The organism is Melioribacter sp. (genome assembly GCF_049325435.1).
In the GTDB taxonomy this organism is placed as follows: Bacteria; Bacteroidota; Ignavibacteria; order Ignavibacteriales; family Melioribacteraceae; genus Melioribacter; species Melioribacter roseus.
The window spans coordinates 82,986-94,991 of sequence record NZ_JBMOLD010000012.1 but is presented as its reverse complement, the minus strand read 5'-3'; the positions used below and the strand labels follow the sequence as shown (position 1 = coordinate 94,991).

The 12,006-nt window shown below is 43.1% G+C and carries 10 protein-coding genes; all 10 read left to right on the top strand.

Annotation, left to right across the window (positions count from 1 at the left end; genetic code table 11):
* The 10 genes from ACOYVE_RS08500 to recG all read left to right on the top strand — a co-directional run bounded on the left by ACOYVE_RS08500 (position 1) and on the right by recG (position 11,996).
* Positions 1-585 (top strand): methyltransferase family protein, encoded by a 585-nt coding sequence (locus tag ACOYVE_RS08500; protein WP_422881548.1) that lies wholly within the window; start codon positions 1-3, stop codon positions 583-585.
* Positions 582-1,715: a lipid-A-disaccharide synthase gene (lpxB, locus tag ACOYVE_RS08495; protein ID WP_422881547.1), complete on the top strand. Its 1,134-nt coding sequence runs from the start codon at positions 582-584 to the stop codon at positions 1,713-1,715. The genes ACOYVE_RS08500 and lpxB overlap by 4 nt, the downstream gene beginning before the upstream one ends.
* Positions 1,705-2,364 (top strand): lysophospholipid acyltransferase family protein, encoded by a 660-nt coding sequence (locus ACOYVE_RS08490; protein WP_422881545.1) that lies wholly within the window; start codon positions 1,705-1,707, stop codon positions 2,362-2,364. The genes lpxB and ACOYVE_RS08490 overlap by 11 nt, the downstream gene beginning before the upstream one ends.
* Complete coding sequence (lpxK, locus tag ACOYVE_RS08485) at positions 2,357-3,424, top strand: tetraacyldisaccharide 4'-kinase (RefSeq protein ID WP_014856501.1); 1,068 nt, start codon at positions 2,357-2,359, stop codon at positions 3,422-3,424. The genes ACOYVE_RS08490 and lpxK overlap by 8 nt, the downstream gene beginning before the upstream one ends.
* 13 nt (positions 3,425-3,437) lie before the next feature.
* Positions 3,438-6,242 (top strand): pyruvate, phosphate dikinase, encoded by a 2,805-nt coding sequence (ppdK, locus tag ACOYVE_RS08480; RefSeq protein ID WP_014856500.1) that lies wholly within the window; start codon positions 3,438-3,440, stop codon positions 6,240-6,242.
* A 77-nt stretch (positions 6,243-6,319) separates the two neighbouring features.
* Positions 6,320-7,357, top strand: coding sequence for a tRNA preQ1(34) S-adenosylmethionine ribosyltransferase-isomerase QueA (gene queA, locus ACOYVE_RS08475; RefSeq protein ID WP_014856499.1), 1,038 nt, complete (start codon positions 6,320-6,322; stop codon positions 7,355-7,357).
* Between the two features lie 2 nt (positions 7,358-7,359).
* A complete protein-coding gene (gene ispD, locus ACOYVE_RS08470) occupies positions 7,360-8,052 on the top strand; it encodes a 2-C-methyl-D-erythritol 4-phosphate cytidylyltransferase (protein WP_422881543.1) in 693 nt (230 codons plus the stop codon).
* 57 nt (positions 8,053-8,109) lie between these two features.
* A complete protein-coding gene (gene plsY, locus ACOYVE_RS08465; protein WP_014856497.1) occupies positions 8,110-8,769 on the top strand; it encodes a glycerol-3-phosphate 1-O-acyltransferase PlsY in 660 nt (219 codons plus the stop codon).
* Positions 8,770-9,771, top strand: coding sequence for an NAD(P)H-dependent glycerol-3-phosphate dehydrogenase (locus ACOYVE_RS08460; RefSeq protein WP_014856496.1), 1,002 nt, complete (start codon positions 8,770-8,772; stop codon positions 9,769-9,771). It begins immediately after the preceding gene.
* Positions 9,772-9,824: 53 nt separating this feature from the next.
* Positions 9,825-11,996 (top strand): ATP-dependent DNA helicase RecG, encoded by a 2,172-nt coding sequence (gene recG / locus ACOYVE_RS08455; RefSeq protein ID WP_422881541.1) that lies wholly within the window; start codon positions 9,825-9,827, stop codon positions 11,994-11,996.
* Positions 11,997-12,006: the final 10 nt, after the last annotated feature.

Below are 12,006 nucleotides of genomic sequence, written 5' to 3'. Positions count from 1 at the left end.
ATGAGCAACTTTGCAACTAAGATTTTCAAGTACAGAAGTTATACTCCATTGCCCTTTCTATTGCTGATGCTGATTTTTCAGGAAGCCACTCCGGCAAGCCTGATTGTCGGGTTTATAATTGTTTTGGTCGGAGAATTTTTCAGACTCTGGGGAGTGTCGTACGCAGGCAGCGAAACGCGCACTACGGGAGGCGTAGGGGGAACTTATCTCGTAGTTTCGGGCGCATTCGCTCACGTACGTAATCCTCTCTATTTCGGCAATCTATTAATTTATACCGGCATCGGCGTTATGTCGATGGCTCTCTATCCGTTTTTACTGGTTGCCGCGCTTGCATTCTTTATATGGCAGTACAGAGTAATAATAAAAGAAGAAGAAAACTATTTAAGAAAAAAATTCGGTCAATCCTACGAAGATTATTGCAATGAAGTACCCAGATGGATACCGACATTTTCCAAATATAAAAACCCCGGACTCCCCCAACCGGAATTTAATTTAAAAGCCGGACTTAAATCCGAAAGACGCACTCTCCAGGCAATTTCCGTTACTGTATTATTGTTAATAATACTTTATTTGGTTACAAATTGAACAAAAAAATAATGATCATTGCAGGCGAAGCTTCGGGCGATTTGCACGGAGCGGAGTTAATACAACAACTTAAAAAAATCGACCCGGAAATCGAATTTTACGGGGTCGGCGGAGACCGTATGATTGCCGCCGGTCTGAGACCTCTTGTTCATATAAATCGAATGGCGTTTTTAGGAGTAACGGAAATCATTCGTCATCTGCCGTTTATTAGGAAAGTGCGCAGCCAATTGATAGATACGGTAAAAAAATATAAAATACAAAACGCCGTTTTAATCGATTATCCGGGATTCAATCTCAGAATCGCGCATAAATTCAAAAAACTGGGCTTGAAGAATTTCTATTATATATCGCCTCAAGTGTGGGCGTGGGGCAAAAAAAGGATCAGGAAAATCAAAAAGATAATCGACAAAATGATTGTCGTCTTCCCTTTCGAAGAAAAATTGTACAAAGACAATAATGTCGACGTCAGCTTTGTAGGTCATCCCCTAATCGAAAAAGTAGAAAATTATGAATTCATGCCGAAAGAAGAATTCTTTAATAAATTCCGGCTGGATACGAATAAAGAAATTTTAGTCTTGCTGCCGGGCAGCAGACGGCATGAAATCGAAAAAATCTTTCCTGTTATTCTGCCCGCAGCCGAAAGGATTGCTAACGAAAACAATCTGCAAATCGTCGTCGCATGCGCGGATAATATCGATGCTTCCATTTACGGGAATTCCGACAACTCTAATTTTAAGATTATTAAAGGACATACATACGAGCTTTTCAGGTATTCACGTTTCGGTATCGTAAAATCGGGAACGTCCACATTGGAAGCCGCATTGCTCGGACTACCATTCGTGGTTGTTTATTCCACAAACATAATTACTTATTTATTGGGTCGTATATTTGTACGGCTCGATCATATTGCTATGCCCAATATATTACTGGGAGAAACCGTGGTTGAGGAATTGATTCAAAAGGATCTTAACGAAGAAAAGATTATTGAGGTCGCCGACGGGATTCTCAATAACCCTGAAAAGTATAAAGAAATAAAAAACAAATTGAGTAAAATAAAATCGATGCTCGGCAATGCGGGCGCCTCCCGCAAAGCCGCGGAAATAATATATAGTAAACTTAATGAAGCTTAGCGATATTCAAAAAAATATAGCCCGTTTTTTGGGCATTAGAGCGGGATATTTTATTATAAATATTTTGGTAAAGACTTACAGAATAAAAAGAATAAACGGGAACTATTTGGACGAAATGATTGATAAAGGTGAAAATTTTGTAGTCGCTTTCTGGCACGGTTCGATGGTACCGGGATGGTATTTGCACAAAGATTTCAACAGCGCGGCTCTTGTAAGCAAAAGTAAGGACGGCGAAGTTTTATACCATATCCTCAGCAAATGGGGTTATAAAGTCGTCCGCGGCTCGAGTCACGTAGGAGGAAAGGAAGCTTTAGAAGAGATGATTTCCCTTTTGAAAGAAAAGCATACATTGGTAATAACTCCGGACGGACCGCGTGGACCGCGGCATAAGATGAAAGCCGGAGCGGTAATTGCGGCTAAAAAAGCAGGAGCGCCTTTGATTCTTGCGGGTATGTACGTAAAAAATAAAATTTGTCTGAACAGCTGGGATAAATTCGAATTCCCGCTTCCCTTTTCAAAAATTAACGTTAAATATTCGGAACCGATTTATATCGACAAAGAACTCGACTACGACGCCACTTCGGAATTGATTGGCAAAAGCGAAATTTATTTGAACAAACTTCAAGAGGAAGCGGAAAGAATTGATTGATGTTTTAAGAATTATATCGGCGCCTTTGGTCGCTTTCTATTTTCTGGCAATTAAATTTAGAAATTATCTTTTCGACAAAGGAATATTTAAAACAGAAAGAGTTAATGCAAAGGTGATTTCTGTAGGAAACATAACCGTTGGAGGTTCGGGCAAAACGCCCGCGGTTTTATATCTCGCCGAACTGATGAAAAGAAACGGAATACGAGCGGGTATTTTGAGCCGGGGCTACCGACGTAAAACAAGCGGCTATCTGCTTGTCTCCGACGGCAAAAAAATCTATTCAACCGTTGACGACTGCGGCGACGAGATGTATTTTGTTTCGACCGAAACGAGTCTTCCGACTGCGGTTTCCGAAAACAGGGTCGACGGCTGCAAACGGATGCTCGAAGAAACGGATATCGAAGCCATAATACTCGACGACGCTTTTCAACACAGGTGGATTCACAGAGATATCGACATTGTAATTATCGACCAGCGATTCCTTAATAAAACCGGGAATAAAGAACAGCGGCTTCTTCCGCTCGGCAATATGCGCGAGCCTTTCGATTCGCTTAAACGTGCCGACCTGATAATATTAAATCGTAAATTTCTCGACGACTACAGCCTGCCCGAATCGCTCAAACATCATTTTGAAAACAAACCCGTCTTCCGGGCTTATTATGAAGTGGAAGGAATTTACGACGTAAAAACGCATAAAAAATATTCGTTCGAAGATTTTAAGGGACAGAAAAGTTTGATTGTGTGCGGCGTTGCCAAGCCTCATTCTTTTTTGAACGTACTGGAAAAAAACGAAATCGACTTTACAAATAAAATGCTTTTTCCCGACCACAAAAACTATACTTTGAAGGAAGTGCAGGCAATACGCAAGCAATTTTACGATACAAACGCTTACTCGGTGCTCACTACCCAGAAAGACGCCGTAAAATTGACAAAATATTCGAAGGAACTGGACGACATCGATATTTTCTATCTGAAAATTTCATTAAAAATAGAAGACTCCGAGAAATTCGACGATATGATAATTAGCAAAATAAAATATAATCCCACTCACAAAAACTAATTGGAGGTAACTAATGGCTAAAAGTAAGTCACAAACAAAACGCAAAACCCCCAAGTATGTTTATTTCTTTGGCGGTAAGAAAGCCGAAGGAAAAGCAGACATGAAGGAGCTTCTGGGCGGTAAAGGAGCAAACCTTGCGGAAATGGTTAACATCGGATTGCCCGTTCCGGCAGGCTTTACAATCACGACAGAAGTGTGCACCGCTTATTACAAAAACAACAAAAAATATCCGAAAGAACTCAAGCAACAAGTTCTCGACGCGCTCAAAAAAGTTGAGAACGAAATGGGCGCTAAATTCGGCGACAAAGACAATCCGTTATTGGTTTCCGTACGTTCGGGCGCAAGAGCTTCGATGCCCGGTATGATGGAAACGATCCTGAATGTCGGTTTGAACAATGAAACCCGCGAAGGATTGATTAAAAAGACGAACAATCCGCGCTTTGTTTACGATTCGCATCGCCGTTTGATTCAGATGTATTCCGACGTTGTTATGGAAAAAGCAGCCGGTATCGAACCCGAAGAAGGCAAAGGCGTTCGCCAACAGCTCGAAGCCGAACTCGAAAAAATGAAAGAAGCCAAAGGCTATCAAAGCGACGTCGATCTGACTGCAGACGATTTGAAAGAACTTATTGAAATCTACAAAGCAAAAGTTCAGGAAGTGCTCGGTAAACCTTTCCCCGAAGATCCGATGGAACAATTGTGGGGCGCAATCGCCGCAGTATTCCAGAGCTGGATGGGTAAGCGCGCTATTTCATACCGTCGCTTCGAAGGTATTCCCGACGATTGGGGCACGGCAGTCAACGTTCAGTCGATGGTTTTCGGAAATATGGGCGACACATCGGCTACAGGCGTTGCATTCACGCGCAACCCCGCTACCGGCGAAAAATATTTCTACGGAGAATGGTTGCCTAACGCTCAGGGCGAAGACGTTGTAGCGGGTATCAGAACTCCGAACCCGATCAACGAAATCGGAAAATCCGAGCACACCAAACACCTTCCTTCGCTAGAAACAGCAATGCCGAAAGTTTACAAAGAACTGCTCGGCTATCAAAAGATGCTCGAAAAACATTACCGCGACATGCTCGACATCGAGTTCACGATTCAGGAAGGTAAACTTTATATGCTTCAGTGCCGCGTAGGTAAACGCAACGGACCTGCCGCTGTTAAAATGGCGCTCGATATGTTGCAGGAAAAATTAATTACAAAAGAAGAAGCAATATTACGCGTTAATCCGGCGCAATTGGACGAACTGCTTCACCCGATTATCGATCCGAAAGCTGAAACAACCGCTACGATGGTGGCAAAAGGATTGCCTGCAGGCCCCGGCGGAGCGAGCGGACAAATTGTATTCAGTTCCGAAGAGGCGGTTAAATGGGCAAAAGCCGGCAAACGAGTTATTCTCGTGCGCGAAGAAACCAATCCTGAAGATATCGAAGGCATGCGCGCCGCCGAAGCCATCCTTACTGCAAGAGGCGGTATGACTTCCCACGCAGCTCTCGTAGCGCGCGGCTGGGGCAAATGCTGTATCGTTGGCGCCGGTTCGATCAAAATCAATTTCAAAGACAAAACAATGACCACCAACGGTTACACACTCAAGGAAGGCGATTGGATTACGCTCAACGGAACCAAAGGCGTCGTATATCTCGGCGAATTGCCGATGATTAAAGCCGCCGAGGAAAATCCGTACTTCCAGAAATTAATGAAATTATGCGACCAGTTCAGAAGACTCAAAATCAGAACGAACGCAGACACTCCTGAAGACGCTTCCAAAGCAAGATCCTTCGGCGCCGAAGGCATCGGTCTTTTCAGAACCGAGCATATGTTCTACGGTAAAAATTCCGAAGAGCCTTTGTCCAAACTGCGTAAAATGATTGTATCGAAGACAGAAGATGAAAGAAGAAAGGCTCTCGACGAATTATTCCCGTACGTGAAAGCCGACATAAAAGGCACTCTCGAAGCTATGGACAAATACGGCGTAACAATCAGAACTCTCGATCCGCCGTTACACGAGTTCGTACCCCATAGCCAGGAAGAAAGAGAAAAACTCGCAAAAAGCCTCGGCATTACGCTCGAAGAATTAAACGAACGCGCAGAATCGCTTCATGAAAACAACCCGATGATGGGACATCGCGGCGTACGTTTGGGTATCACGTTCCCCGAAGTGACAGAAATGCAGGTAAGAGCAATTTTCGAAGCCGCAGCGGAATTAATAAAAGAAGGCAAAAAACCCTTCCCTGAAATCATGATTCCCGTTGTAAGTCACGTAAACGAACTGAAACATCAGTACGATATCGTTGTTCGAGTTCACAAAGAAGTATGTGAAAAATTCGGTCTTAAAAAGATTCCGCACCTTACTGGCACAATGATCGAAATTCCTCGCGCCGCATTGACAGCCAATAAGATTGCCGAATACGCGCAATTCTTCTCGTTCGGCACAAACGACCTGACTCAGATGGGCTTCGGATTTTCGCGCGACGATATCGGCGGATTCCTCCCCGATTATCTCGAAAAGAAAATTCTTCCCGAAGATCCGTTCCAGTCGATCGATCAGGAAGGCGTCGGCGAACTGATGAAAATCGGCGTAGCGAAAGGACGCGCAACCAGACCCGATCTTAAAATCGGTATATGCGGCGAACACGGCGGCGAACCCAAATCCGTCGTATTCTGCCACAATATCGGTCTCGATTATGTAAGCTGCTCGCCTTTCCGCGTGCCGATTGCGCGTCTGGCTGCGGCTCAGGCGGCTATTAAAGAAGCAAAATCCGCCAAACCCGCTGCCAAGAAAAAAGCTGCAAAAACAAGCAATAAGAAAAAATAATATGGATTGAATTCCCGGGCTGCCTTTGTTAAGGCAGCCCGAAATATTTATTTAGACAACAAGGAGATGAGGAACTAATGAAGCTATCGGATTTCAAATACAATTTGCCCAAGACTGCTATTGCCAAATTCCCGGTCACTCCGCGAGACGCGGCTAAATTAATGGTGCTAAACCGAGCCACCGAAGAAATTGAGCACAAAGTATTTTCCGACATTATCGATTATATGGACAAAGGCGACGTGGTTGTAATTAACAAAACCAAAGTAATGCAAGCGCGTCTTATCGGAAAGAAAGAAAGAACCAATGCCAAGATAGAAGTGTTCGTTCTGCGCGAGCTTAACAAAGAAGAAAACATATGGGATGTTATAGTCGACCCGGCAAGAAAAGTAAGAATAGGCAACAGAATTTATTTTAACGACAACCTGTGGTGCGAAGTAATCGATAATACGACTTCGCGCGGTAGAACGGTCAGATTCAACGAAGACGCCGGCGATATTTTCAAAGCTATCGAGGAAATCGGCAACACGCCGCTTCCGCCATACATCAAGCGCGAACCGGTTCCGGAAGACCGCGAAAATTATCAGACTATCTTTGCCGAAATCGACGGCTCCGTTGCCGCTCCAACAGCAGGTCTTCATTTTACTCCTCAACTCGTTAAAAAAATCGAAAAGAAAGGGATTAAATTCGTTCCCGTTATACTCCACATCGGACTCGGCACATTCAGACCCGTAGAAGTCGAAGACTTGACCAAACACCGAATGGATTCGGAATACTATGAAATACCGGAAGAAACTGCAGAGACTATCAATAAAGCCCTCAAAAGCAAAAAGAATGTGTTTGTAGTCGGCACCAGCACCTGCCGCGCATTGGAAAGCAGCGTTACCGCCGAAGGTTTTTCGAAACCGAACCGCGGCTGGACGGACAAATTTATCTTTCCGCCGTACGATTTCAAAATCACCAAAAAATTGATAACAAATTTCCATGCGCCGGAATCGACATTAATGATGTTGGTCGCAGCATTTGCAGGTTACGACTTCACTATGAAAGCGTATAAAAAAGCATTGAAAGAAGGTTACCGCTTCCTCAGCTACGGCGACGCAATGTTGATTCTGTAATTATGAAAGTCTATGCGATTATACCGGCAGGCGGAACAGGCACGCGGATAAACGCGCCCGTTCCCAAACAATTTATACGAGTCAACGGCAAAGAGATAATTGCATATACTCTTGAAAAATTCCAAAAATCATCGATAATAAATAAAATAATAGTCGCTGCGCATAAAGATTATATCGGCAAATTGAAAGAAATAAGAAATAAATACGGATTCGACAAACTGAACGATATAATCCCCGGAGGAACCGAAAGGCAATATTCGGTTTATAATGCATTGCTTTCGATTGACGACGCGTCCGACGACGATATAGTCATTGTTCATGACGCGGTGCGACCGCTTGTTAGCGAGGTAATTTTAACTTCTTCGGTAAATGCGGCTAAAGAGTTCGGTTGCTTCGTAACGGCTGTCAAAGCTAAAGATACTTTGATAAAAGGCGGCGAATTCGTAGACTCTTACGCCGACAGGTCAAAATATTATTATGCCCAGACGCCTCAGGGAGCCAGATACGGAATTTTTAAGGAGGCTTTTAAAAGAGCCGAAACCGAGAATTTCCTCGGCACAGACGAATCGATGCTGTTTCACAGGAACGGCAATAAAGTAAAGATTGTGGAAGGATCTTCGCTTAATTTCAAAATAACCACCGGCGACGACATAAAACTCTTTGAACAGTTGCTCAAAACCGGTGAACATTTATAGCTTTTATTTTGTTTAAAAATTGTATAAAATTGTGTAATAAATAAATCAGATGTAATTATGCTTAACTTATTATTCGTAATCATTCTCTCATATCTTGTAGGTTCCATACCCACAAGTATAATAATAAGCAAACTCGTAAAAGGAATAGACATCCGCCAATACGGAAGCGGAAATGCAGGCGGTACAAATGTCTTCAGAGTGCTCGGCTGGAAATGGGGAGTATCAACTATTTTGCTCGACGCTCTAAAAGGGGCAGTAGCAGTTATAGTAGTGGCGCGCCTCTATCTGGATAATATTCCGTTCAACAACATTACGCCCTTCGACGATTTCACGCTGGTACAGATACTTTGCGGGGTGGCTGCTGTTATCGGTCACATATGGACGGTCTTTGCCGGATTTAAAGGCGGCAAAGGAATTGCTACGGCGCTCGGTTTTCTGATGACCATTATTACGGTCGACATGCTCGTTGCTATCGGCATATTTTTAGTCGTCGTATATTTCTCGCGTTATATTTCACTCGGTTCTTTAACAGCTGCCGTTTCTGTGCCGGTTATCCTTTTTGTTCGCGAAAATTTATTCGGCGTACACATTGCCGGTTATGGCGTCATTCTTCCTTTTGCCATTGTTTTGGCATTGCTTGTTATTTACACTCACCGTAAAAACATCGACAGACTTCTCAAAGGAAACGAAAACAAAATTTCTTTCGGAAAGAAATAAATGCGAATTTCAGTATTAGGAGCCGGAGGCTGGGGTACCACCCTGGCTATCCTTCTCTATTTTAACGGACATGAAGTTACTCTCTGGGAATACAAAAAAAGCTACGCCAAGACTTTATCCAAGTCACGCGAAAACAAATTATATCTTCCCGGCGTAAGGATCCCGAAAGAAATACGGATAACGCATGCGCTCGAAGAAGCATGCGATCATCAGCATATGATTGTTATCGCCATCCCTACGCAGTATATACGCAGCGTGCTCTCGCAAATAAAAAAACACGATTTTTCAGATACCACATTCATTAGCGTTTCTAAAGGAATCGAACGCGATACGCTGATGACTGTTTCTCAAATTATTCAGGATGAATTAAAAAACATTTCTCCTTCGCAAGTAGGCGTTCTTTCCGGACCGAGTCACGCAGAGGAAGTAAGCCGGAAGATACCGACCGCGGTCGTCGCTGCGTCGAGCGACGAATTAACTGCCAAAGAAATTCAAGCGGCTTTTATTACGTCTTATTTCCGCGTCTATTCCACTACCGATATACTGGGCGTCGAATACGGAGGAGCCCTGAAGAACGTTATTGCAATCGGCGCAGGAATTGTAGACGGCGCGAATTTCGGAGACAATACAAAAGCAGCCATAATGACGAGAGGCATTGCCGAAATATCGAGACTCGGTATGGCGCTGGGCGCGCGTCCCGAAACTTTTTCCGGATTGTCAGGAATGGGCGATTTGATAGTAACGTGTATGAGCCGGCACAGTCGCAACAGATACGTGGGAGAACAAATAGGCAGAGGCAAAAAATTAAAAGATATTCTCAAGTCGATGAATATGGTTGCCGAAGGAGTAGAAACGAGTAAAGCGGTCCATAAGCTATCGCAGGATCACGAGATCGAAACCCCGATTTGCTCCGCAGTTTACAAAATTTTATTCGAAGAACGGGACCCGGTTAAAATTACGTATGAATTAATGACGCGGGATATGAAACCCGAGTCCGAATAACAATTCATTTCTTTCCCCTTTTTTATTATCTTGACCCAAAAATTTTTGAAGAGATGGACTTAAACGCATCGATTCAGTATTTGAAATTTGTCGGTCCCAAAAGAGCCAAAGCTTTTTCCAAAATCGGCATCGAAAAAATTAAAGACCTGCTCTTTTATTTCCCTTCGAAGCATTTAGATCGTTCTACAATTCTTTCGACCGTCAAAGCCGTTCAACATCTCAGGAACGGCTACGAAGGCGAAGTAACGGTTATTGGCAGAGTTACCGACAAGGAAATAATACGATACGGAAAGAAGCAATTGCTGAAAGTATTTTTCAGCGATAACACGGGCTCATTCGAATGCGTTTGGTTCCAGGGCATTCCTTATTTCAAAGACGTTTTTAATCCGGGAAATTATTTTGCAATTTCCGCCAAGCCCACAATAACAAAATACGGACATCTGCAATTTGTGCATCCGGATTTCGACCGCATAAGCGACAAAGAGTCGAACGATTTCTTAAACACCGGTAAAATAATTCCCTTCTACAGAATTCCAAAAGAATTGAGGTCGATTAATTTAGGCGATCTGGGACTGCGCAGAATTGTAGCGCAAGCTGTATCCGACTTTGCAGATTCCGTAAAAGAAACTCTTCCCCAAAATATAATAAAAGATTACGATCTATTGCCGTTGAATCTGGCTCTTAAGAATATTCACTTCCCTGAATCGCTCGAGAATCTGGAGCGCGCCCGCTACAGATTCAAATTCGAAGAGCTATTCTATTTTGAAATATTAGTCGCTCTCAGAAAACAACAATTAAAAATTCAAAAAAAAACCAACTTATACAAAACCAATACGGAATTGCTTAAAAACTTTTTGAAGCTTCTCCCCTTTGAACTTACGCAGGCGCAGTTGAAGGTTCTGCATGAAATTCGTTTAGATATGGAGAGCGACCGTCCGATGAACCGTTTGCTGCAAGGCGACGTGGGCAGCGGAAAAACAGTAGTAGCGTTAATATCCATGCTTATTGCGGCGGGAAGCGGTTATCAGGCGGCATTGATGGCTCCCACAGAAATACTTGCCGACCAGCATTATAAAAAAATTTCTGGATTGCTTAAACCCCTCGGTATAGAAGTTGCTTTATTAATAGGCGGGCAAAAGAAAAAAGAACGGGAAAGATTTCTCGACGACATTAAATCGGGGAAGGCAAAAATTATAATTGGCACGCATGCCATTATTGAGGATAACGTCGAGTTCGATAAGCTTGGTCTTGTAGTCATAGACGAACAGCACCGATTCGGAGTCCTGCAGCGTTCGCAGTTGATAAACAAAGGATTAAATCCGGATATACTGATAATGACAGCCACGCCGATTCCCCGCACTCTCTCAATGACTCTTTACGGCGACCTCGACGTTTCAGTAATTGACGAGATGCCGGCAAACAGAAAACCCGTAAAAACCGTTTTGCGGGGCGAAAGCAAATTAATAGACATTTACAATTTTATAAGACAAAAAGTCAAGGAAGGCTACCAGGCGTTTCTTGTCTATCCCCTTATAGAAGATTCCGAAAAGCTCGACCTTAAAGCCGCAATTGCGCAATACGAACTCATCAAAAAAGAACACTTGAATGACTTGCGAGTCGCTTTGATTCACGGCAGAATGAAATGGCAGGAAAAAGAAGAAGTGATGCTCAGCTTTGCGCGTAAAGAGTTCGACGTGTTAATATCGACAACCGTAATCGAGGTTGGCATCGATATTCCCGACGCTAATATAATCGTTATCAACGACGCTTTCAGATTCGGACTGTCGCAATTGCATCAACTGAGAGGTAGGGTAGGACGAAGCGACAAACAAGCTTATTGTATTTTAATAACCAAAGACGAATTTGCGGTTAAGGTCAATCAATTCGATTATAACTTCGATTATCTTTCGCCTACTCAAATTGAAAAGCACAAAACTCTCATACGTTTGAACGCAATGACTAAAACCAATAACGGTTTCGAACTGTCGGAAATAGATTTAAAATTGAGAGGACCCGGAGATCTGTTCGGAACAAAGCAAAGCGGTCTGCCCGAATTCAAACACGCCGACATAGCTGAAGACGTTGATATTCTTTACTCTGCACGCTCCGCGGCTTTTAATATCGTTAAAACCGACATGCATTTAAAAGAGAAAGAACACGCGGTTATAAAAGAAGTATTAAAAGAAACTTATTCAAAACACATTTCGTTATCACAAATAGGTTAATTATTTTTTT